Raw genomic sequence first — 23,373 nt, 5'->3', positions numbered from 1 at the left:
GTCGAGGCTGGATGGCGATCTACGTGCGCGCAGTCCGCTTGCCGCTTATTGGCGATACAAGCGACGAACCGCGTAACGCGCGCCTGGTCCGCAATGTCCCTGCTCGCTCATGACAACGCAAACCATCCGCTTTCTCTGGCGCGGCGCCGTCCGCGAAATCGACGACGCGCCCGCCACGCGCACGGTGCTCCAGCATCTGCGTGAAACCGAGCTTTGCACCGGCACGAAGGAAGGCTGCGCCGAGGGCGATTGCGGCGCGTGCACGGTCGTCGTCGGCGAACTCGACGAAGCAGGCAAGCTCGCGCTCAAGGCCGTCAACGCGTGCATTCAGTTCCTGCCGACGCTCGATTCCCGCGCCCTCTTCACCGTCGAAGACCTGCGCGGCGCGGACGGCGCGCTGCATCCGGTGCAGCAGGCGCTCGTCGATTGCCACGGCTCGCAATGCGGCTTCTGCACGCCGGGCTTCGTGATGTCGCTGTGGGCGCTGTATCACGCGCATCCGAACGATGCCGGCCCGCCTTCGCGCGACGAAATCGCCACCGCCATTTCCGGCAATCTGTGCCGATGCACCGGCTACCGGCCGATCGTCGATGCCGCCGAGCGCATGTTCGACTACCCGCAGCCGTCGTTCGACCGCGCGGCGATCGAGGCGTCGCTCGCGCGATTGCGCCGCACGCAGACCTTCGAATACCGCGCTGCCGATGGCACCGACGCCAGCGACGCGAGCGTCTATCGCGCGCCCGTCACGCGCGCCGAATTCGCCCGCCTGCGCGCAGCGAATCCGAACGCGCGGCTGCTTGCGGGCAGCACCGACATCGGCCTGTGGGTCACGAAGCAGTTCCGCGATCTCGGCGACATTCTGTTCATCGGCAATGTGGATGAACTGAAGCGCATCGAGCGCGACGCGCAGCATCTGACGATCGGCGCGGCGGCATCGCTCGAAGATGCTTACGCCGCGCTCACCGCCGATTACCCGGAACTCGCGGAATTGTGGACGCGCTTTGCATCGCGGCCGATCCGCAATGCGGGCACCATCGGCGGCAACGTGGCGAACGGCTCGCCGATCGGCGATTCCATGCCCGCGCTCATCGCGCTGAACGCCGAACTCGTGCTGCAACACGGCGACAAGACGCGCACCGTGCCGCTCGATGCGTTCTATCTCGCGTATCAAAAGACCGCGCTCGCGGCGGGCGAATTCGTCGCGGCGATCCGCGTGCCGCGCCCGGACGCCGGCTTGCGGTTTCGCACCTACAAGGTGTCGAAGCGCTACGACCAGGACATTTCCGCCGTCTGCGCGGCGTTCGCGATCAGGCTCGACGGCGCGCATCGCGTGACGGACGCGCGCATCGCGTTCGGCGGCATGGCGGCGACGCCGAAGCGCGCGTCGAATGCGGAAGCCGCGCTCACCGGTCGCGACTGGACCGAAGCCAGCGTGCGCGCCGCGATGGCCGCGCTCGACAGCGATTTCCAGCCGCTCACCGACATGCGCGCATCGAGCGCGTATCGCGCGAAGGTGGCGCGCAACGTGCTGTTGCGTTTCTATCTGGAGACGCGTGCCGACGCGCCGCTCGCGCTCGCCGAAGTGAACGCGTTCGCCTTCGGCGCGCACGCATCCGTCTCCGAGGAGCAGCCATGAACAAGGCCAGCGAACCGGTCGAACTCGATGCCGCCGCGCGCGACGCAGCGGGCGCCCCGCTGCCGCACGAATCGGCGGCGCTGCACGTGAGCGGCGAGGCGATCTACACCGACGACATCGCCGAATTGCGCGGCACGCTTCACGCGGCGCTCGGGCTGTCGAGGCACGCGCACGCGCGCATCGTTTCGCTCGATCTCGACGCCGTGCGCGCCGCGCCGGGCGTGATCGCCGTGCTGAGCGCCACCGACATCCCCGGCGAGAACAACTGCGGCCCCGTCCTGCACGACGATCCGATTCTCGCCGCCGACGAAGTCCAGTACCTCGGCCAGCCGGTGTTCGCGGTCATCGCCGAGACGCACGATCAGGCGCGCCGCGCCGCCGCGCTCGCACGCAGCGAGGACGTCGTGCGTTACGAGCCGCTCGAAGCCGTGCTGACGCCGCGCGAAGCGAAAGCGCGCAAGCAGTTCGTGCTGCCGCCGCTGCATCTGAAACGCGGCGATCCGGATGCGCGCATCGCGGGCGCGAAGCATCGCATTAGCGGGGAATTCGAAGTCGGCGGCCAGGAGCAGTTCTATCTCGAAGGACAAGTCGCGTACGCCGTGCCGAAGGAATCGGACGGCATCCTCGTCTACAGCTCGACGCAGCATCCGAGCGAAATGCAGCAAGTCGTCGCGCATATGCTCGACTGGCCGTCGCACGCGGTGGTGTGCGAATGCCGGCGCATGGGCGGCGGCTTCGGCGGGAAGGAATCGCAATCGGCGCTGTTCGCGTGCGTCGCGTCGCTGGCGGCGCATCTGTTGAAGCGCCCGGTGAAGCTGCGCGCCGATCGCGACGACGACTTCATGATCACCGGCAAGCGCCACGACGCGGTCTACGAATACGAAGTGGGCTTCGACGACGACGGCCGCATCGAAGGCGCGCGCGTCGACATCGCGCTGCGGGCGGGCTATTCGGCGGATCTGTCCGGCGCGGTCGCGACGCGCGCGGTCTGCCACTTCGACAACGCGTATTTCCTGAGCGATGTCGATATCCGCGCGTTCTGCTGCAAGACGAACACGCAGTCGAACACGGCGTTTCGCGGCTTCGGCGGCCCGCAAGGCGCGCTCGTGATGGAAGTGATGCTCGATGAAATCGCGCATCGGCTGAAACGCGATCCGCTCGACGTGCGGCGTGCGAATTTCTACGGCATCGGCGAGCGCGACGTCACGCCGTACGGCCAGCCGGTCGCGGACAACGTGATCGCGCCGCTCTCCGACGCGCTCATCGCATCGAGCGATTACACCGCGCGCCGCGCCGACATCGCCGCGTTCAATGCGAAGAGCGCGGTGCTCAAGCGCGGCATCGCGTTCACGCCGGTCAAGTTCGGCATCTCGTTCAACGTGCCGTTCCTGAACCAGGCGGGCGCGCTCGTGCACGTCTACAAGGACGGCTCGGTGCTCGTCAATCACGGCGGCACGGAGATGGGCCAGGGACTCAACACGAAGGTCGCGCAGGTCGTGGCGAGCGTGTTCGGCATCGGCCTCGCGCGCGTGCGGGTGACGGCAACGGATACGTCGAAAGTCGCGAATACGTCGGCGACGGCGGCATCGACCGGAAGCGACCTCAACGGCAAAGCGGCCGAAGACGCCGCGCTCGCCATCCGCGCGCGTCTCGCCGATCTCGCCGCGAAGCAGCTCGGCGGCGCGGCGGCGGACGTGCGCTTTTCCCGCGGCGTCGTGGCGTCGAACGGCGGGCAGATGCCGTTCGATCAGCTCGTCGCGGCCGCGTATCTCGCGCGCGTGCAGTTGTGGTCGGACGGCTTCTACGCGACGCCGAAAGTTCACTGGGACGCGAAGACGCTGACCGGCCATCCGTTCTATTACTTCGCGTACGGCGCGGCGGTGTCGGAAGTCGTCGTCGATACGCTCACCGGCGAATGGAAGCTCCTGCGCGCCGATCTTCTGCACGACGCGGGACGCTCGATCAATCCGGCCATCGACATCGGGCAAGTGGAAGGCGGCTTCATCCAGGGCATGGGATGGCTCACGACCGAGGAACTCTGGTGGAACCGCGACGGGCGGCTCATGACGCACGCGCCGTCCACGTACAAGATTCCCGCCGTCAACGACACGCCCGCCGCGTTCAACGTCGCGCTGTACGAAAACGGCAACGCCGAGCCGACGATCTTCCGCTCGAAGGCGGTCGGCGAGCCGCCGCTGTTGCTCGCGTTCTCGGTGCTGCTGGCGATCCGGCGTGCGATCGCGGCGACCGCGCCCGATGCGCCCGACGCGCCGAAACTGCGCGCTCCCGCGACGCCCGAAGCGATTCTCGACGCGCTCGACGCGCTCACCGTCGGGGCGAATGAAGCCCTGCCGGTAAACTAGCGCCTGCGACGACGCAAACACGATCTTTTTCCGGAGCCCCATCGATGCAAGTTTGGCTGACCGACCTGCAACACCTGCTCGCGCACGGCGACGCCGTCGTGCTCGTGACGGTCGCGCGTGTCGAAGGCTCCGCGCCGCGCGAGCCGGGCACGAAAATGATCGTCACGCGCGAGGACGCCCGCTATACCATCGGCGGCGGCCATCTCGAATGGAAGGCGATCGAAACCGCGCGGCAAGTGCTGAAGGACGGCATGCACATGCAGCGCATGCGAAGGCTCGAGCGTTTCGCGCTCGGCCCGAGCCTCGGCCAGTGCTGCGGCGGCGCGGTCGTGCTCGCTTTCGAGCGGCTCGACGTGTCGGACCTCAACTGGGTGACGTCGCTTGCGAAACGCACGGCGCAAGGTCTTTCGACCGTGCGCAGCGTTTCGTTCGCGCCGATGCCCGACGCGGTCATGCTCTCCGATCCCGAGCCGGGCGCGGAAGACGCCGACTGCCTGTTGTGGGACGGCGCCGGTTTCGACGAAAGCGGCGCGCTGCTCACCGAAACCGTCGCGCCGCGCGACTTCAAGGTGGTGCTGTTCGGCGCGGGTCACGTGGGCGCGGCCCTCGTGCGCGTGCTCGCGACGCTGCCTTGTCACGTCACCTGGGTCGATGAACGCGACGCCGCTTTTCCGGCCGCGCAATTCGTCCCCGGCAACGTGACGATCGAGCCGAACGACGCCCCCGACGAAGCCGTCGACAACGCGCCGCCCGGCACGTATTTCGTCGTGATGACGCACAACCATGCCGTCGATCTCGCGCTCGCCGAACGCATTCTCGCGCGCGGCGACTTCGCGTTCTTCGGCATGATCGGCTCGCACACGAAACGCCGGCAGTTCGAGCATCGGCTGGCGGCGCGCGGCATCGACCCCGCGCGCATTGCACGCATGGTGTGTCCGATCGGCATCGACGGCATCGTCGATAAAGCGCCCGAAGTGATCGCCGTTGCAGCGGCAGCCCAACTGCTGCAGGCGGTCGAAGCCAACATGGCGCATGTTTCGTCGTCGCAAACCGTTTAACTGCCCAACAACAAGCCCATGAATCCCACACTCGCCGACAAGATCGCGCACGCCCCCAAGGCGGAGCTGCATATCCACATCGAAGGATCGCTCGAACCCGAGCTGATCTTCGAACTGGCGAAGCGCAACAACGTGAAGCTCGCATACGGCTCCATCGACGCCCTGCGCGCCGCCTACGCGTTCAGCGATCTTCAATCGTTCCTCGACATCTATTACGCCGGCGCGAGCGTGCTGCTTACCGAGCAGGATTTCTACGACATGACGATGGCCTACGTCGAGCGCGCGCTCGAAGACCACGTCGCGCATGCCGAAATCTTCTTCGATCCGCAAACGCATACCGAACGCGGCGTGCCGATCGAAACGGTCGTCGCGGGCATCGAAGGCGCGCTCGCCGAAGCGGAAGCGCGCGGCCTGAGTTCGCGTCTCATCCTGTGCTTCCTGCGTCATCTTTCGGAAGAAGATGCGCTCGCCACGTTCGATTCCGCGCTGCCGCTCTTCGACAAATATCCGCATCGGCTGATCGGCGTCGGGCTGGATTCGTCGGAACGCGGCCATCCGCCGTCGAAGTTCGAGCGCGTGTTCGCGAAGGCGCGCGAACGCGGGCTGAAGCTCGTCGCGCACGCGGGCGAGGAAGGCCCGCCGTCGTATGTCTATGAAGCGCTCGATCTGCTGAAAGTGGATCGCGTCGATCACGGCGTGCGCAGCATCGAAGACGCGGCGCTGGTCGCGCGTCTCGCGGACGAACGCATCGCGCTGACGGTGTGCCCGCTGTCGAACCTCAAGCTCTGCGTGTTCGACGACATGACGAAGCACACGCTGAAGGACCTGCTCGATCAGGGCGTCGCGGTGATGATCAACTCCGACGATCCCGCGTACTTCGGCGGCTACGTCAACGCGAATTACTTCGCCATCGTCGATGCGCTGAAGCTCTCCGACAAGGAGGTCTACACGCTCTTGCGCAACAGCCTGGAAGCGTCGTTCGTGAGCGAAGAAGAACGCGAAGGCATGATCGCGCGCCTCGACGCGTACTGGAAGCAATAACCCGCAATAACCCGCAATAACCGCAATAACGCACTGCAAGCAATAAAGATGGAAACCACAGTTACCACTCAACGCGACACCACCGCACTCGAACGCTTCTTCGGCATTCGCGCGGCGGGATCGCGCACCAAGACCGAAGTCGTCGCGGGCATCACGACGTTTCTCACGGCGATGTACATCATCGTTGTCAATCCGGGCATTCTTTCGCAGGCGGGCGTGCCGTTTCCGGCCGCGCTGACGGCCACCGTCATCGTCAGTTTTCTCGGCAGCTGCGCGATGGGCCTCTACGCGCGCAATCCGGTGCTCGTCGCGCCCGGCATGGGCATGAACGCGCTCTTCGCGTTCGTGATGGTTCACGGCGGCAAGATGCCGTGGCAGACCGCGCTCGGCTGCGTGTTCTGGGCCGGCGTGATCTTCGCGGTGCTCGCGGTCTTCAACGCGCGCAAGCTCGTCGTCGATGCCATTCCCGCGAACCTGCGGCATGCGGTGTCGTGCGGCATCGGCTTGTTCATCAGCCTGATCGGGCTCGTGAACGCGAAGTTCGTCGTCGGCGATCCGGTGACCATCGTGCATTCGGCATCGCTCAATCCGGTCGTCATCACGTTCCTGATCGGCCTCGCCGTCACGACGATTCTCGTCGCGCGCAAAGTGACCGGCGCGCTGATGCTCGGCATCGTGTTCACGACGATCATCGCGATTCCGATCGGCCGCGTCTGGGGCGACGGCACCGCGTACTGGCCCGCCGCCATCGCCACGAAAACGCTCGTCAACTGGAACGGTCTCTTTTCCGCGCCGGACTTCTCGGGCATCGGACAACTGGATCTCGTCGGCGCGCTGAAAGTGGTCTACTGGCCGTTCATCTTCGTGATGCTGTTCACGTCGTTCTTCGACGCGCTCTCCACGTTCATGGCGATCTCCGAAGCCGGCAAGCTCTACGACGCGAAGGGCGATCCGCGCAACATCCGCCAGTCGATGATGGTCGACGCCTTCTCCGCGCTCGTCTCCGCGCCGCTCGGCACGAGCCCGGCGAACGCGTATATCGAATCGGCGGCGGGCATTTCGGCGGGCGGGCGCACGGGTCTCGTCGCCGTCGTCGCGGGCCTGTGCTTCCTGCCGTTCCTGTTCCTTTCGCCGCTTCTCTCGCTCGTTCCCGCGATCGCGACCGCGCCCGCGCTCGTGCTCGTCGGCGTGTTCATGATGGAAGCGATCACGAAGATCGAATGGCATCGCTTCGATGAAGCCATTCCCGCGTTCCTCGCGATGATCCTGATCCCGCTCACGTACTCGATCACGGACGGCGTCGCGTACGGCTTCATCGCGTTCGTCGTGCTGAAGTCGGCGACGGGACGCGCGAAGGAAATCAAGCCGGCGATGTGGATCATCGCGGCATTCTCGATCGTGCTGCTTTCGCAGTTGTAGACATTCATAGAAATCGGAGACGTTGCATCATGACTCAGACCGCCTACCGCGCCCAGTTGCTCACCTTCCGCGACGACCCCGCGCATGCCGCCGACGGCGCCGTGTACGAGGCCGATGGCCTGCTCATCGTCGAGGACGGCAAGGTGGCCGCGGCTGGCGCGTATGCGTCCCTGCGCGACAGGCTCGGCCCGGACGCGACCGTCCACACCATGCGCGACAAGCTGATCGTGCCGGGTTTCATCGACTCGCACATTCACTATCCGCAGACGGACATGATCGCGTCGCCCGCGTCGGGCCTGTTGCCGTGGCTCAACACGTACACGTTTCCGGTCGAACGCGGCTTCGAGAATCCTGCCGTCGCGCGCGAGACGGCGAGCTTTTTCATCGATGAACTGCTCGCTTGCGGCACGACGACCGCGCTCGTCTACTGCACGGTCCACAAGCAATCCGCCGATGCGTTCTTCGCCGAAAGCGATGCGCGCGATCTGCGCATGGTCGCGGGCAAGGTGCTGATGGATCGCAATTGCCCCGAGTTCCTGCGCGACACGGCGCAATCCGGCTATGACGACAGCGCAGAACTCATCGCGCGCTGGCACGGACGCGGCCGCCAGCATTACGCGCTGACGCCGCGCTTCGCGCCGACATCGACCGAAGCGCAGCTCGAAGCGTGCGGCGCGCTCGCGCAGAAGCATCACGACGTGTTCATCCAAAGTCACGTCGCGGAGAACACCGACGAGATCAAGTGGGTCGAGAGCCTCTTTCCGGGGCATCGCAGCTATCTCGACATCTACGATCACTACAACTTGTTGCGGCGGCGTGCGGTGTATGGCCACTGCATCTATCTCGACGATGCCGACCGTCAGCGCATGGCCGAAACCGGCGCGGTGGCGTCGCACTGTCCGACATCGAACCTTTTTCTCGGCAGCGGCTTGTTTGATTTCGAGAAAGCTGGCAAGTCAAACATGCCGGTCGCGCTCGCGACGGACGTGGGCGGCGGGACATCGTTCTCGATGCTGCAAACGATGAACGAAGCGCATAAAGTCGCGCGCCTGACGGGGCATCACCTGACCGCGACGCGCATGTTCTGGCTCGCGACGACGGGCGCGGCGCGCGTGCTCGATCTCGACGACAAGATCGGCACGCTGGCGGCGGGCAGCGAAGCGGATTTCGTCGTGCTCGATCCGGCCGCGACGCCGCTGCTTGCGCGTCGCACGGCGCGGACGGAATCGCTCGAAGAATTGCTCTTTGCGTTCGCGCTGCTGGGCGACGATCGCGCGGTGTACGAGACCTACGCGGCCGGCAAGCGCGTGCATGCGCGCGACAACCGGAAGACGGCGAAGCTGGAACTGGCGGCCTGAGCGACGTTCGCGCGGGCTCTCTTCGCGACGCGGCTCATGCATGTTTTTTGCATTGTGGTTAGCATGCCCGATGCCATTTACGTCGCTTCGCCATGACGCCCGTCCGACGAATCATCCGCCTCGCCTTGCCGGTTGCGCTGACTGCGTCCGCTGCGTTCGCGCACGCCGGCGTCAAGGCGATCGAATCGCAACTCGATTGCAAGTCCACGCCGCACGACTTCATCGCGCCATTGCAGGAAGACGGCTTGCTCGAACAGAAGCCGATGCGCGTCGAACCGAATTCGGTCAACGCGTTCAGGCCGACGAAGGGATCGACGCTGACGGCTTATGGCTTCAAGGTGTACGCGCTCGTGGCGTATCAGAAGGACGATCCGCTCTTCAGGCAGGGCAAGGGCGAACCGATCGGCGACGCGGCGTATGGCGCCGTCGTGTGGGGCGGGGACGACGAAGTGGAACTGCGGGTGCGCGCGGCGGGCAGCGACGCGGTGGTGCACCACGTCGCGCCCTTCGTCACGGCGATCTTCTGCAAGCCCTGATCAGCGCAGCAGTTCGCTAACCGACGCGATCAGCCGGTCCATGTCGCTTGCATCGAGCGCGCCCATCGTCGAGATGCGGAACAGGCTCTTCGACAAACCGCCCTGCCCCGCGTAGATCACGAAGCCTTTGGCCTTGAGCGCGTCGTGCAGCGTCTCGTACGTGACGCCCGCGGGCAGCCGATACGCGCGCAACACCACCGACGATTCATCCGGCGGCAACGCACTCTCGATTCCCAGCGCGGCCAGCCCCGCGCGAACCTGTTCGGCCAGCGCCGCATAGCGAGCGTGGCGCGCGCGCCAGCCGCCTTCGTCCTCGAACTCGCGCAGCGCTTCGACGAGCGCGTAATACGCGTGCACGGAAGGCGTGAACGGCGTGTTGCGCTCGTCCTGCAGCTTCGCGAGCCGCGCAATGCCGAGGTAATACGTGCGGCTCGCGGCCTTCGTCAATGCATCGCGCCGGACGATCACGAACGCCGCGCCCGGCACGCCGTGCAGGCATTTGTTCGCCGTCGCCGCAACCGCGACGATGCCGCCGCCGTCGAAATCGATCGCTTCGGCGCCGAAGCTGCTGACGCCATCGACGAGCAAGCCCACGCCGCGCTCGCCGCACGCACGCGAGAGCGCATCGATGGCGTTGAGGCGGCCGGTCGTCGTTTCGTGATGGATGACCGCGACATGCGTGAACGCCTTCGCGTCGATCATGGCGACGATCGCGTCGATGTCGGGCGCCTGCATCCACTCGTACTTCACGACTTCATGCTCGATGCCGTACTGCTTCGCGATCTGCGCGATGCGGTCGCCATACACGCCGTTCTCGACGACGAGCAGACGCCCGCCTTCCGGCACGATGCCCGCGACCATGCTTTCGACCGCCGCCGTGCCGGAGCCGGTCATGAGCACCGCCGTCCATTTCGCGGGATCGAGTTCGTAGGCGGCGACGAGACGCTTGCGCGCTTCGTCCTGCAGATCGAAGAACTCGGGCTCGCGATGGCACAAGTCCGTTTGCAGGAGACTGTTGCGCACGCGTTCGGTCAGCGTGACGGGGCCAGGATTGAGCAGCAGCATCAGCGTTCTCCAATGTGTCGTTGCAGGCGCGCGCGCACGTCCTCGGGCGTGATTTTCGGGCGCGGCAGGTCGGCGGGCGTGCCGGTACGGATCGACAGCCGCGCAAAGCGTGCGCCTTCGGGCGCTTTCGCTTCGAACAGGCGATCGATCACGCCGATGTCGTCGCCATCGAGCGCGAGCGCGTAGCCGCACGCCGACGCGATCGACGCGAAATCGACGCCGCGCGAAACGGTCGCCTGCCCGCCGGTCGATTCGTGCGCGCCGTTGTCGAGCAACAGATGCAGCAGGTTCGACGGGCCGTATGCGCCGAGCGTCGCGAACGCGCCCATGCGCATGAGCGCGGCGCCGTCGCCGTCGAGCGCGACGACCGTCAGGTCCGGACGCGACAGCGCGAGACCGAGCGCCATCGGCGTGACGCAGCCCATGGAGCCGACGAGATAGAGCTGGTTCTCGCGATCGTCGATGGCGTAGAGTTCGCGGCCGCAGAATCCCGTCGATGCGAGCACGACGGTCGAATCCTTCGGCGTTCTGGCGATCACGCGTTCGAGCGCTTCGTGCCGCGCCACGCGCTCGCCTTCGAAGCGCGCGACCGCCGCCGGTTCCGCCGCCGAACGCACGCCCGACAAGCCGGTATTCTTAAGCTCGTACGGCGCGACGCTGCCCTTCTGCATCACGAGCGCATACGGACGGCCGGTGCGATCCATGTACTCGGTCGCGCGATCGAGCGCCGGGCCGATGGCATCGCGCTCCGTCGGAAACAGTTCCCACGGAATTTCCATCGTGTCGAGCATCTGCGGCGTGACGGGGCCCATCAGCGCGTGCTGCGGCTCGTCGGCGACGCCCGGCTGCCCGCGCCACGTGACGATCAAAAGCTGCGGCAGCCGAAACGTCCACGTGAGCGACGTCAGCGGACTCACCGCGTTGCCGAGACCGGAGTTCTGCATCATCGCGATGCCGCGACGCTTCGCACCGCCGCCGAGCGCGACGCCCGCGATCAGCGCGACGGCATCGCCCTCATTCGCCGCCGACACGTAATGCAGCGATTCGTCCTGCAGCACGTAGTTGATGAACGGCGTGAGAAACGAGCACGGCACGCCCGCATACCAGTCGAAGCCGCGTGCGCGCGCCGCTTCGACGAACTCGGCGGCTTCAATCACGCGCGTTCTCCATGCCTTCCGAACCGATAGGCGTCTGGCCATGCGCGAAATCGCCCGCGCGGCGGAAGTCGTCGAGGTCGTTCACGCCGCGCCAGTGGCCGTGCACGTATTGCACTTCGATCTTCTGCCCCGCCGCGATCAGCGCGTTGAGCAGTGCGGCCATGTCGAGCGTGTCGAAGTCCGCGCGTTGCTGAAGCTGCGTCAGCGTGTCGACGAAACGCTCGCGCGCGCCGCCGCGCACGTTGATGAGGCCCATCCAGCGGCCTTGCGGCGCGCGGCCATCGGTCAGGCTTTGCCCCGCGCCGACGACGCTTTCCAGCCACACTTTCTGGCCGAAGAGCGCGCGATCGTCGGCGGTCGAGCAGTAGGCGAAGTCCGTCGCGGATGCGCCCGCTTGCGGCGTCTGCGACGAATCCACGACGACGCAGAAGTCGCTCTCCGATTCCACCAGATCGCGCAGGATGTAGCTGCGGAACAGCAGATCGCCGTAGGAAATCACGGTATCGCCGGTGATGTGCTTCGCCGCGCACGCAAGCGACGCGAGTTCGCCCGTCGTTTCATGCTTCTCGTTGACGACCAGGCGGATGCCCGATGCATCGATCGCGTCCGCGCGATAACCGCCGACCACGGTGATCTCGTTGATGCCTTCCTTCTTGAACGCCTCGGCCAGATGACGCAAAAGCGGCTTGCCCGCGACCGGCAGCATCACCTTCGGACGATCCGCCGTGACCGCTTCGAGGCCCGCGCCGCGGCTCGCCGCCAGCACGACCGCGCCGCGCTTCTCGTTCGCCGCCGTCAGATAGAGATTCTCGGCGGCGGAATATTCGTCGGCGTCCTGCAGACGGAAAATCTCGTTCACCGACGCGATGCGGTCTTCCACGTTGACGAGCGTCTCGCTGTCGTGGATTTCCTTCGCGATTGCCTGCATCGCCGACACCGAGCCGCGAATCAGATGATTCGCCCAGATCACGGTGCTGATGCCCGCCTGACGGAACACGTCGGTCGGCGTGCTGTAGTACTTCGTCGGCACGATCACGAGCGGACCGCGCCCCGCCCATTCGCGCGCGAAGGTCAGGATTTCGTCGGGCTTCGAGAGCTTGCTGTGGATGAGAATGGCGTCCGCGCCCGCCTGGCGATACGCTTCCGCGCGCTTGAGCGCCTCTTCCATGCCCCAGCCGGCGATCAGCGCTTCCACGCGCGCGACGATGGAGAAATTCGGATCGCTCTGCGAATCCTTGCCGGCCTTGATCTTGCCGCAGAATTCGTCGATGTCGGCGAGCGGCTGCGCTTCGCCATTGATGAAGCTGTTGGTCTTCGGAAACTGCTTGTCCTCGATGCACACGCCCGCGATGCCGCGCTGCTCCAGCTTCTTCACGAGACGGCGCACGTTGTTGAAGTTGCCGTAGCCGGTGTCGCCGTCGAGCAGAATGGGCAGATCGCTTGCGTCGGCCATGAATTCGAGGTTGTCGACGACTTGCGTCCAGCTCGCTTCGTTGTTGTCGCGCACGCCGAATTGCGCGGAGATCGAGAGGCCCGAGCCCCAGATCGCCTTGAAGCCCGCTTCCTTCGCGATGCGCGCGGAAATGCCGTTGTGCGCTTCCATCAGGAATTCGAGGCGGTTGCTCGTCAGCATCTCGCGCAGGCGCAGCGTGCGCGAATAGCCAACCGGAATGTTGCTGGGTGCGTTCATTGTCGAATTGTCCTTTTATCTTTTACGCCGCGAACTGACGCAGCGGGCGCAGTTGCGGCAAGACTTCGTCGGCGGCGCGCGTCACGTCGTTCTGGAAGTCGATTTCGATCCACGGCGCGCCGGTCACATCGGCGATATCGAATACGTGGCGCTTTTCCAGCAGAAGATCGCGCACCGCTTCTTCGTGCGGCATCTTCGCGCGGCCCGTGTTCACGTAATCCGCGACGATATCGGCGAGACGCGCGGCCGTCTTTTCATCGAAACGGAAAAATCCCACCGATTCGCCGATGGTGTCGTACTTGAGACCCGCCGCCACCTGCTTGCGCAGTTCGACCGGCACGCCGTTTTCGATGCACAGCTTCACCGGCTCGTCGCCGGCTTCGAAGTCGCGGTCGATCAGCAGGCGATTCACGGAGCCGCCCGCCACCAGCGGTTCGATGATGCGCTCGTCGTAGAGCACGTCTGCGTCCATCAGCAGCACGTCGCCGCCGCGCGTCATCGCTTCGCGCGCGGTGTGGACGGACAGCACGCTGCCGAGCGTGAATTCCGCGTTGACGACGGTCGAGGTCGTCGGCTTCCAGTCGATCGCCGCGAGTTCCGCTTCGATCTGCTCGTGTTTGAAGCCCGTCACGAAGACGATTTCATCGACGCCCGCGGTCTTCAGATAATGAAGATGGCGTTCGAGCAGCGATGCATCGGCGGCCGAGTCTGCCGATGTGTCTCCGAAGCGCAGCAGGCACTTCGGTTTCTGCTGGCCTTCGGGCTGAACGAGACGCAAACCCATCCCGGCCGCAAGAATGATTGCGCGCATGGTAGTTTTCCCTTCGAGGGTAGTCAGTCGATTTCCGGCACGCGCGCAAGACGGCGGCGCTGCCAGCCTTTCTCAACGAAATGCAGATAGACGATGCCCGGCACGCCGAGCAGCAGTTCGCGCGCGCGCTTGGCGAGCGAGAGCGCGAGCGCCGCTTCCGGCGGCAGGCCGACGAGGCGCGCGAGCAGCAGATAACCGCCCTCCTGCACGCCGAGCGAGCCGGGAATCATGAATGCGGCGCCGCGAATCGCCTGGCCGAGACTTTCGAGCAGCAGCGCTTCGGTCCAGCCGACCGGATGGCCCAGCACGCTGAGCGCGAGCCACACTTCCCCGGTGCCGACGATCCAGCCGACAAGGCTCAAGCCGAAGCTCGCCGCGACCTTGCGCCGTTCGCGATAGAGATCGTGGACGGCGACATCGACGGCTTCGGCGCGCGAGACGAGCGACGACCAATCGCGCTTCTTCGAGAATCGCGCGGCGATGCCGGAAACGAAGCGCATCGAGCGGCCGAAGAGACCGCGCCGCTGCGCGAGATAGAAGCCGAAGATCAGCGCGCCGATCACGCCGACGACCGCGAGCACGGCAATCGACACGGCGCCCGACGATCCGCCCGCCGCGTAATCGGTGAGCAGCACGACGCCGACGAGCGCGAAGATTAGTTGCCCGACGGTCTGCATCGTCGTGCTGATGGTGATGACGGCGGCGGCGTCGCGTGCGCGCATGCCGCGCTGCGAGAGATGGCGGACCATCAGCATCGGCCCGCCGATCTGGCCCGCGGGCATCAGGCTATTGACCGATTCGCCGGCCCAGCGCGCGAGCAGCGCATCGCGCAGGGAAACATCGCGCTCTTTGTGGGAAAAGAGCACGCTGATTGCGCCGGCATCGAGCAGAAGCGGCGCGAAGTGAAACGCGGCGACCGCGACGAGCCCCCAGCCCGCCGCGGCCAACGTCGATGCGACCGAGCCGAAACCCTGCCAGCCGAGCAGCGCGATGAACAACACCACGCCGACCGACAGCATGAATGTTCCGGCGCGGCTCATGCCTGCCCGTTCTTGCCGCCTTTGCGGCGAAAGACCTGTTTGAAGCCGAAGTACGCGATCGAATCCTTCATGTTCGAAATGAAGCGCTGGAACGGCCGCATGTTCGGGTTCGTCACGTATTCGAAGGTGAGCGAGACGCGCATTTCGTTCTCGCCGAGCGGCGTCACGCGATGACGCAGCTTGTCGCCGTCGAAGAACACGAACGCGCCCGGCGGATACTGCACCGAGCCCGGCTCGGGCGTCGCGTTCGGCGTGCGCGTGTGCAGCTCGTAGTCGAGCCGGCAGGAGGAATTGTCGACGACGCCGAGCAGCATCGTGTAGCGGCGGCCGTTGTAGTACGACGTGTCGTAATGCCAGCCGATGTGATCGCCCGGCCGCGTGTAGAAGTACAGCGCGTAGGCGTGCGGATCGTCTTCCGGCGACAGTTGCAGCTTGTCGCCGCTGACCGCTTCGAGCCACTTGATAAGCGCCTCGGACCGGTACAGGTCCGCGATGAACGGCGCGAGCTTGTCGAGCGTATGGCGGCTCACGCTGCCGCCCGCCTTGTGTCCCGGCAGATAGTTGCGGTTCACGGCCGGCGTCACGTCATGCACGGCGGCGATCAGGCGTTCGGTGTATTCGCGCGGCAGGAAATCTTCGAGATAAAGAAAGGAACCCTGTTTCTCGTAGTCCGAATGCAGCTTCGGCGCAGGCAGCGCCGCGAGACGGGCGGAAAGCGTTGCGTCGATTTCGCCTGGCGTCGGACGCCCGGCGTGCGGCGCTTGCCGCTCGTGTTGGACATTGTTGACCGGGATTGCCGTATCGCTCATCTCACCGCCTGAAAATCGTTGCCGTCCTTGCCGCGCGTGGCCTTGGCGTTCGCGCCCGTGGCCGCTTCCGACCGCACGCGCCGCACGACCCGCCGGTAATCCACTGCGACATACGCGGCGAACAGCGGCGCGCCGATGCACGCGGCGATCAGAAACGGCGTCATGCCGTTCAGAATCGTGACGACGGGCAGCAGATACAGCACGTCTTCGGTTTCGAAGCCGCCCATCGAAGCCTGCTTCGTGCCGGACTTGCCGACCATCGACTCGATGCGCATGCGCAGGAAGAAAATGATCGCGACCGCCACGCCCGCGATGCCGCCGAGCCATTGCGCCGCCGTGGCCACGGACGGATGATGCGCCGCTACATAAAAACCGATGCCGAGAAACAGCAGCACGGTGATGAGCGCATCGGACGCGAGGTCGTAAAAATGCCCGATTTTACTCGACTGACCGCTGATGCGCGCGAGCTCGCCATCGGTGTGATCGACGAAATTCGACAGCGCGATGAGCAGCGCGCCGAGCGTGCAGAGCCAGAAATCGCCGAGCGAAAGGTAGTAGGCGCCAGCCAGGCCGATGACCAGGCGCAATGTCGTCAGATGATTCGGAGTGACGAGGGTGCCGACGAGCGGAGTGACGAGTCGGCGGGCGAGCCGCGCATCCCATGTGGAGGGCTTTGGAACGGCTGTGGGATCGGGCGGACACGGTTTTGTCATGACCGCGAATATATCGCTATTCCGGCCGCGCTGCATTGATTCGCGCTCCCCGTGACGGCGGCGAACGCCCGTTCCATCAAGGGTAGCGCGCGATGATGAGGCGATCCGTCGCGCGGGATAAGCGCGGAAGGATCGCCCCGCCCGCTTCATTCGACCTGCTTCGCCGCAGGATTGCCGGTGCCGGAACCGACCGATGCCGCCGTCTCGTTCGGCACGCCGCCGCCCGCGTTCAACGGCAGCGTCACCGTGCGGACCGTGCCGTTGCCGAGCGGGAAATCGGCGAGCGCGCTGCGGGCCAGGTACGGCATCGCGTTGAAGAGCGATGCGTCGCCGGTCGAATTGACCGCGCTCACCTTGTAGACCTCGCGGCCCGTCGCGCGGTCCGTCATGCGAATCTGCAGCGCGTGGACGAAGACCGGATAGCTCTGATCGACGTAACCCGTCGGACCCCACGGACCATACGGCCCGAAGCCGCCCCACGGACCCCAGTACGGGCGGCCGTAGTAGCCGTACATCGGCCAGGGATCGTAATAGACGGGCTGGCGCACGGTCATCAGATCGCCGCGAACGGAATACGCGAGCGCCACTTCGTAATGCGCGCTCGCTTCCGGCGCCTGCGTGAACGCGTTTCGCGCCAACTCGTTCGCGACGAGCACCTCGTACGTCGCCTGTTCGATGCTGTTCTGCTGCTCCGGCGTGCGCGTGAATGCGTAAGTGCGGGTGGCGTCGCTGCCGGACCAGTCGGAGAACGCGGTCACGCGCGTCTGAACGTAACTCGTGCAGCCGGCGAGCCACAGCGCGGCCAGCGCGCAGACGGCGCGCAGGAGCGACTTCGGGATCGAGAGATTCATGGTCTTCCTCAACTAGTCCACTGCCCTTCTCAGTTATAGATAGCCGATACGAGGCTTGCCGAACTCGCGCGATCCGCCGTGGACTCACGTCGGCCGGGCGTTTTGTACAATGGTTCGACCTGCCGCGCGCGCGTTTGTGCCGTAGCGGCGCCGCACCCGGCATGCGCCATGCGGCCGCGCCCATCTCACCTACACGATCCTGCCATGTCCAACACCGAACAGACTGCATCCGCTGTTATCCGCCGCGAGGACTACACGCCGCCCGCGTTCCTGATCGATTCGGTCGCGCTCGAGTTCGATCTCGTGCCGTCGCGCACGGTCGTGAAAAATACCATGCGACTGCGCCGCAATCCCGACGCCGGCCCTGCGCCCCGTCTCGAACTGATGGGCGAGCAGCTCGAATTCGTGAGCGCGTTCATCGACGGCGCGCCGCACGCCGATGTCCAGGTGAAAGATAACGGACTGTCGATCGGCAATATTCCCGGCGACGCGTTCGAACTCGTCATCGAAAGCATCTGCAATCCGGCCGAGAACACGACGCTCTCCGGCCTTTATGTGTCAAGCGGCAACTTCTTCACGCAATGCGAAGCGGAAGGCTTCCGGCGCATCACTTATTTCCTGGACCGGCCGGACGTGATGTCGACGTACACGGTCACGCTGCGCGCCGACAAGGCGGCGTATCCGGTGCTGCTGTCGAACGGCAATCTGCTCGAAGAAGGCGATCTGTCCGATGGCCGTCACTTCGCCAAATGGGAAGACCCGTTCAAGAAGCCGAGCTATCTGTTCGCGCTCGTCGCGGGCAAGCTCGTGTGTCTCGAGGAGCGCATCCAGTCGAGTTCGGGCAAGGAAAAGCTGCTGCAGGTCTGGGTCGAACCGCAGGATCTCGACAAGACGCGTCACGCGATGGATTCGCTCATCCACTCCATCCGCTGGGACGAAAAGCGCTTCGGGCTGGAACTGGATCTGGACCGTTTCATGATCGTCGCGGTGAGCGACTTCAACATGGGCGCGATGGAGAACAAGGGCCTCAATATCTTCAACACGAAGTATGTGCTGGCGAATCCCGAAACCGCGACGGACATCGATTTCTCGAACATCGAGGCCGTGGTCGGCCACGAGTATTTCCATAACTGGACGGGCAATCGCGTCACGTGCCGCGACTGGTTCCAGTTGAGCCTGAAGGAAGGCCTGACCGTGTTCCGCGATCAGGAATTCTCCGCCGACATGGCCGCCGGCGACGTGGAAGGCGCGGCGAGCGCCGCCGCGCGCGCGACGAAGCGCATCGAAGACGTGCGCGTGCTGCGCCAGATGCAGTTCGCCGAGGACGCCGGCCCGATGGCGCATCCGGTGCGCCCGGAAAGCTACGTCGAGATCAACAATTTCTACACGATGACCGTCTACGAGAAAGGCTCGGAAGTCGTGCGGATGTATCAGACGCTCTTCGGCCGCGACGGCTTCCGGCGCGGCATGGACCTGTACTTCCAGCGCCACGACGGTCAGGCCGTCACCTGCGACGACTTCCGCCGCGCGATGGCCGACGCCAACAACCGCGACCTCACGCAGTACGAGCGCTGGTACAGCCAGGCCGGCACGCCGCGCGTGACGGTGCGCGCCGCCTACGACGCCGCCGCGAAGCGCTACACACTGACGCTCGCGCAAGGCTATGGCGAAGGCTCGGAGGCCGCGCGCGCCACGCAGAAAGGGCCGCTGCTCATTCCGTTCTCCGTCGGCCTGATCGGCGCGAACGGCGCGGACTTGCCGCTGCGCCTCGAAGGCGAGCAGGAGCCAAACGGCACCACGCGCGTGCTCGAATTCACGGAGCGCGAGCAGTCGTTCGTGTTCGTCGATGTCGATGAGCCGCCGCTGCCCTCGCTGCTGCGCAATTTCTCGGCGCCGGTCATCGTCGATTTCGACTATACGAACGAACAGCTCGCGTTCCTGCTCGCCCACGACAGCGATCCGTTCAACCGCTGGGAAGCGGGCCAGCGCCTCGCCACGCGCGAACTGCTCGCGCTGGCTGCGCGCGCGTCGAAGGGCGAAGCGCTTTCCATCGGCGACGAAACCATCGCCGCGTTCGCCCGCGTGCTCGACGACACGACGCTCACGCCCGCGTTCCGCGAACTCGCGCTGATGCTGCCGTCCGAAAGCTATCTCGCCGAGCAGATGAGCGTGTCCGATCCCGCGGCCGTCCACGCGGCGCGCGTGTTCATGAGCCGGCGGCTGGCTTCGCAGTTGCGCGACAAGTGGCTCGCGCTTTACGAGGCCAACCGCACGCCGGGCGAATATCGGCCGACGCCGGAAGACGCGGGCAAGCGCGGCCTGAAGAATCTCGCGCTCGCCTATCTGAGCCAGCTCGACGATGCGCGCGAAGCCGTGCAACTCGCGCAGAAACAATACGATGCCGCCGACAACATGACCGACCGGTCGGCCGCGCTCGCGTCGCTGCTGCTCGCGAGTTCGACGGCGGGCGCGGACGCCAGCATCGCCGACGCGGCGCTTCAGGACTTCCATCGCCGGTTCGAGGCGGAGCCGCTCGTCATCGACAAGTGGTTCGCGCTGCAGGCCACGCAGCGCGGCGGCGCGGATCGCAAGGTGATCGAGATCGTGCGCAAGCTGATGCAGCATCCGGCGTTCAACATCAGGAACCCGAATCGCGCGCGCTCGCTCATTTTCAGCTTCTGCAGCGGCAATCCCGCGCAGTTCCACGCGGTCGACGGCTCCGGCTACGCGTTCTGGGCCGAACAGGTGATCGCGCTGGATGCGCTCAATCCGCAAGTCGCCGCCCGCCTCGCGCGTGGCCTCGAAATGTGGCGACGCTTCGCCCCGCAGCTTCGCGAGAAGATGCACGCCGCGCTGACCGAGGTTGCGTCGAAGGTGAAATCGCGCGATGTGCGCGAAGTGGTCGAAAAGGCGCTCGCCGGCTGACGCCTGATTTGTCACGATATTTTGCAGTTTGAACGGCCGCCGCGCGACGATTCGTGCGGCGGCCGTTCTCGCTTATGGCGGGCGATGCCGGAGGCTGTCATAAGGAATGACCGAATCGAGCGGTTAGAATCGTGAACATTCGTCTAAACGCTCACGGAGCCCAGCATGTCCTCCATTTCCAGCCGTACCACGCTCACCAAGTACCTGATCGAGCAGCAGCGCCAACACCAGAACCTGCCGGCCGACCTGCGCCTGTTGATCGAAGTCGTCGCGCGCGCCTGCAAGCAAATCGGCTATCAGGTGAGCAAGGGCGCGCTCGGCGACGCGCTCGGCTCCGCCGGCAGCGAGAACGTCCAGGGCGAAGTACAGAAGAAACTCGATGTGCTGTCGAACGAAATCCTGCTCGAAGCCAATGAATGGGGCGGCAATCTGGCCGCGATGGCATCGGAAGAAATGGAAAAGATCTTCCCGATCCCGAATCGCTATCCGAAGGGCAACTATTTGCTGACGTTCGATCCGCTCGACGGCTCGTCGAACATCGACGTGAATGTGTCGATCGGCACGATCTTCTCGGTGTTGCGCTGCCCCGACGGCGCGGAGCCTTCCGAAGAAGCGTTCATGCAGCCCGGCTCGGCGCAGGTGGCCGCGGGCTACGCGGTGTACGGTCCGCAGACGGTGCTCGTGCTGACCACCGGCAACGGCGTGAACTGCTTCACGCTCGACCGCGAACTGGGATCGTGGGTGCTCACGCAGCGCGACATGCAAGTGCCCGCCGACACGCAGGAATATGCGATCAACGCGTCGAACAGCCGCCACTGGTATGAGCCGGTGCAGCGCTACATCGGCGAACTGAACGACGGCAAGGACGGCCCGCGCGGCGAAGATTTCAACATGCGATGGATCGCGTCGATGGTGGCGGACGTGCACCGCATCCTGAACCGCGGCGGCATCTTCATGTACCCCGCCGATCGTCGCGACCCGTCGAAGCCCGGCAAGCTGCGCCTGATGTACGAAGCGAATCCGATGGCGTTTATCGTCGAGCAGGCGGGCGGCGCGGCCACGAACGGCGAGCAGCGTATCCTCGATATCGTTCCGACGAGCCTGCATCAGCGCGTGCCGGTGTTCCTCGGCTCGAAGAACGAGGTCGAGCGCGTGACCGGCTACCATCTCGAAAAGAAAGTTTGATTCAGGGTATTGCCAAAACGAGAATGTGGTCGCTATAATCTTGTTTCTCTGATGCCGGAATAGCTCAGACGGTAGAGCAGCGCATTCGTAATGCGAAGGTCGGGGGTTCGATTCCTCTTTCCGGCACCATCAAGATTCAGCAGCAAACAAAACCCCGCGTTCACGCAAGTGACGCGGGATTTTGCTTTTGGGCTGTCCATCGATGTCCCGCCCTTTTCTCACCTTCGGCGTTTTCATTTCTGCAACGCACACAGCATTGATTCAGCTTCGCGCGCAATTCGGCGAATTCCGGCGCATGCGTTTCGCGTTCACCGGCGGGCGCTTCGCGAATTCGCTCGTTATGTGCGCTTTCATACAACAACAAGCCATTTTCCGCCCCGCAGCATGAGGCGTCAACGATCGTTTCCCGGTATCGTTATACCTATGGAGACAACGTTAGAGTCGAAGCGGTGGAGAGGCGCTGAGCCAAGCGCCACGCGGCTTTGCGGGCAGTTGCCTTCTGGCGCCCGATCACGAAGATATTGCTGGTAAATGCCAGTCGCCGTGAATGCTTTAAGCGGAAATTACCGAAGGACTCACGAACGATCATGCGCGGATTTAGCGCGCCGTTTTCGGCTCAAGTCGAAGCAGCGAGCATCCGATAACGCATCAACAGAGCAAGCAGTATTGGATTAGCAAGGATGCAGCCGGCGCAAAAGGGCCGTATCCGCGAGCAGTCGAAATTGTTGATGTCACCCGAGGAGAGAATCATGGACGCGAAACCGACGAAGATCCCGACGCCCGACAAAGTGTTTTCCCCGGATCCGGAACCGGTGGCGGTCGAATTTCTCGCGACCGAATTGCCCGAGCACGTGCGCGCGTTCTTCGATGAACAGCGCGGCATGGCTTCGTCGAAGTAACGGCGGCGGATTTCATACTTCGCCGTCGTGATCGCGACGCTCGTGCGCGCGGCGCACCCGGACTGCACGGTCCGCGTATGGCTCACGCCAGGACGCGTCGCGCGCATCGACATGCTCGACCGCTTTCGCCTAGCGGGGCTTCGCCTCGCCTGCTGACGTCGCTGCGCTATGCTGGCGCTTCCGCCAGTTTTCTGCCAACCGACCGATGCGCCGATTCCCCACTCTTCGATCCTTTCGCGCGATAACCGCCGCTTCGGCGCTCGTTCTCGCCGTCGCCTCTCCGGCCCCCGCGCACGCGGACGGCGACGACACCGCGTTCACCAATCTCATCGCCCTCGTTTCGCAACGACTCGCGCTGGCCGAACCCGTCGCCCGCTGGAAATGGGCGAATCACGAGCCGATCACGGACGAACCGCGCGAGACCGCGCTGCTGAAGCAGGTCGGTGAGCGTGCGCGCGCCGCGGAGGTCGATCCGGATTTCGCGCAACAGTTTTTCCGCGACCAGATCGACGCGAGCAAGGACGTGCAAAACGCGCTGTTCGCGAACTGGCGCGCATTGCGGGCCGCGCCGGAAGGCACGCCGCCCGATCTGGCCAACGACACGCGTCCGAAACTGGATCAGCTCACGCGGTCGTTGTTGACGGCGCTGGCGCGCGTCGAGCCGATCCGTCATGCCGACGACTGCCCCTCTCGCCTCGCCGACAGCGTCGCGCGATGGAAACATTTGACGCGCTATAACTCGTCGATGAACGCGCCGCTTTCGCGCGCGCTATCGCATGTCTGCGCGACGGGCGGCATGGGCGCGGTGGGCTGAGAC

The 23,373-nt window shown here is 65.0% G+C and carries 19 protein-coding genes and 1 tRNA gene; 12 read left to right on the top strand and 8 right to left on the bottom strand.

Annotated features, from left to right (window positions below):
• Positions 1 to 109: 109 nt before the first annotated feature.
• The 7 genes from xdhA to NCR39_RS03510 all read left to right on the top strand — a co-directional run bounded on the left by xdhA (position 110) and on the right by NCR39_RS03510 (position 9,411).
• A complete protein-coding gene (gene xdhA / locus NCR39_RS03540; RefSeq protein WP_250450740.1) occupies positions 110 to 1,636 on the top strand; it encodes a xanthine dehydrogenase small subunit in 1,527 nt (508 codons plus the stop codon).
• The gene (xdhB, locus tag NCR39_RS03535) at positions 1,633 to 3,999 is read left to right on the top strand and encodes a xanthine dehydrogenase molybdopterin binding subunit (RefSeq protein ID WP_250450739.1); all 2,367 of its coding nucleotides are present in this window, start codon (positions 1,633 to 1,635) and stop codon (positions 3,997 to 3,999) included. Before xdhA ends, xdhB begins: the two co-directional genes overlap by 4 nt.
• A gap of 44 nt (positions 4,000 to 4,043) precedes the next feature.
• The gene (xdhC, locus tag NCR39_RS03530; RefSeq protein ID WP_250450738.1) at positions 4,044 to 5,057 is read left to right on the top strand and encodes a xanthine dehydrogenase accessory protein XdhC; all 1,014 of its coding nucleotides are present in this window, start codon (positions 4,044 to 4,046) and stop codon (positions 5,055 to 5,057) included.
• A gap of 18 nt (positions 5,058 to 5,075) precedes the next feature.
• Positions 5,076 to 6,098 carry an adenosine deaminase gene (locus tag NCR39_RS03525; protein ID WP_250450737.1) on the top strand — a complete coding sequence of 341 codons (1,023 nt, stop codon included), beginning with the start codon at positions 5,076 to 5,078 and terminating at the stop codon, positions 6,096 to 6,098.
• A 48-nt stretch (positions 6,099 to 6,146) separates the two neighbouring features.
• A complete protein-coding gene (locus NCR39_RS03520; protein ID WP_250450736.1) occupies positions 6,147 to 7,517 on the top strand; it encodes an NCS2 family permease in 1,371 nt (456 codons plus the stop codon).
• Between the two features lie 29 nt (positions 7,518 to 7,546).
• A complete protein-coding gene (gene guaD, locus NCR39_RS03515; RefSeq protein WP_250450735.1) occupies positions 7,547 to 8,875 on the top strand; it encodes a guanine deaminase in 1,329 nt (442 codons plus the stop codon).
• 92 nt (positions 8,876 to 8,967) lie between these two features.
• Positions 8,968 to 9,411, top strand: coding sequence for a hypothetical protein (locus NCR39_RS03510; protein WP_250450734.1), 444 nt, complete (start codon positions 8,968 to 8,970; stop codon positions 9,409 to 9,411).
• On the opposite strand, the gene NCR39_RS03505 is transcribed toward NCR39_RS03510, so the two are convergent.
• The 8 genes from NCR39_RS03505 to NCR39_RS03470 form a co-directional block, all read right to left on the bottom strand.
• A complete protein-coding gene (locus NCR39_RS03505; RefSeq protein ID WP_250450733.1) occupies positions 9,412 to 10,476 on the bottom strand; it encodes a 2-aminoethylphosphonate aminotransferase in 1,065 nt (354 codons plus the stop codon).
• Positions 10,476 to 11,633: a phosphonopyruvate decarboxylase gene (gene aepY, locus NCR39_RS03500; protein ID WP_250450732.1), complete on the bottom strand. Its 1,158-nt coding sequence runs from the start codon at positions 11,631 to 11,633 to the stop codon at positions 10,476 to 10,478. Before aepY ends, NCR39_RS03505 begins: the two co-directional genes overlap by 1 nt.
• The gene (gene aepX, locus NCR39_RS03495) at positions 11,626 to 13,323 is read right to left on the bottom strand and encodes a phosphoenolpyruvate mutase (RefSeq protein ID WP_250450731.1); all 1,698 of its coding nucleotides are present in this window, start codon (positions 13,321 to 13,323) and stop codon (positions 11,626 to 11,628) included. The genes aepY and aepX overlap by 8 nt, the downstream gene beginning before the upstream one ends.
• A 22-nt stretch (positions 13,324 to 13,345) precedes the next feature.
• On the bottom strand, positions 13,346 to 14,134 hold the full coding sequence (locus NCR39_RS03490) for a phosphocholine cytidylyltransferase family protein (protein ID WP_250450730.1): 789 nt from the start codon (positions 14,132 to 14,134) through the stop codon (positions 13,346 to 13,348).
• A 23-nt stretch (positions 14,135 to 14,157) separates the two neighbouring features.
• Positions 14,158 to 15,174: a flippase-like domain-containing protein gene (locus NCR39_RS03485; protein ID WP_250450729.1), complete on the bottom strand. Its 1,017-nt coding sequence runs from the start codon at positions 15,172 to 15,174 to the stop codon at positions 14,158 to 14,160.
• The gene (locus tag NCR39_RS03480; protein ID WP_250450728.1) at positions 15,171 to 15,983 is read right to left on the bottom strand and encodes a HalD/BesD family halogenase; all 813 of its coding nucleotides are present in this window, start codon (positions 15,981 to 15,983) and stop codon (positions 15,171 to 15,173) included. The genes NCR39_RS03485 and NCR39_RS03480 overlap by 4 nt, the downstream gene beginning before the upstream one ends.
• A complete protein-coding gene (locus NCR39_RS03475) occupies positions 15,980 to 16,696 on the bottom strand; it encodes a CDP-alcohol phosphatidyltransferase family protein (RefSeq protein ID WP_250450727.1) in 717 nt (238 codons plus the stop codon). Before NCR39_RS03475 ends, NCR39_RS03480 begins: the two co-directional genes overlap by 4 nt.
• Positions 16,697 to 16,842: 146 nt before the next feature.
• The gene (locus tag NCR39_RS03470) at positions 16,843 to 17,547 is read right to left on the bottom strand and encodes a DUF4136 domain-containing protein (protein WP_250450725.1); all 705 of its coding nucleotides are present in this window, start codon (positions 17,545 to 17,547) and stop codon (positions 16,843 to 16,845) included.
• 204 nt (positions 17,548 to 17,751) lie between these two features.
• Here NCR39_RS03470 and pepN point away from each other — a divergent pair, with 204 nt between their 5' ends.
• From pepN to NCR39_RS03445, 5 genes are all read left to right on the top strand, one after another.
• The gene (gene pepN, locus NCR39_RS03465) at positions 17,752 to 20,472 is read left to right on the top strand and encodes an aminopeptidase N (RefSeq protein ID WP_250450724.1); all 2,721 of its coding nucleotides are present in this window, start codon (positions 17,752 to 17,754) and stop codon (positions 20,470 to 20,472) included.
• A 165-nt stretch (positions 20,473 to 20,637) separates the two neighbouring features.
• The gene (locus NCR39_RS03460) at positions 20,638 to 21,657 is read left to right on the top strand and encodes a class 1 fructose-bisphosphatase (protein WP_250450723.1); all 1,020 of its coding nucleotides are present in this window, start codon (positions 20,638 to 20,640) and stop codon (positions 21,655 to 21,657) included.
• A gap of 53 nt (positions 21,658 to 21,710) precedes the next feature.
• A tRNA-Thr gene (locus tag NCR39_RS03455) sits at positions 21,711 to 21,786 on the top strand.
• Between the two features lie 620 nt (positions 21,787 to 22,406).
• Positions 22,407 to 22,556: a hypothetical protein gene (locus NCR39_RS03450; RefSeq protein WP_250450722.1), complete on the top strand. Its 150-nt coding sequence runs from the start codon at positions 22,407 to 22,409 to the stop codon at positions 22,554 to 22,556.
• Positions 22,557 to 22,761: 205 nt separating this feature from the next.
• Complete coding sequence (locus NCR39_RS03445; protein WP_250450721.1) at positions 22,762 to 23,370, top strand: chorismate mutase; 609 nt, start codon at positions 22,762 to 22,764, stop codon at positions 23,368 to 23,370.
• Positions 23,371 to 23,373: the final 3 nt, after the last annotated feature.

Origin of the sequence: Caballeronia sp. ATUFL_M2_KS44 (assembly GCF_023630965.1) — a bacterium.
Classification (GTDB): domain Bacteria; phylum Pseudomonadota; class Gammaproteobacteria; order Burkholderiales; family Burkholderiaceae; genus Caballeronia; species Caballeronia concitans.
Note: the sequence above shows the minus strand (reverse complement) of the source record. Positions and strands in the feature narration are given on the sequence as shown.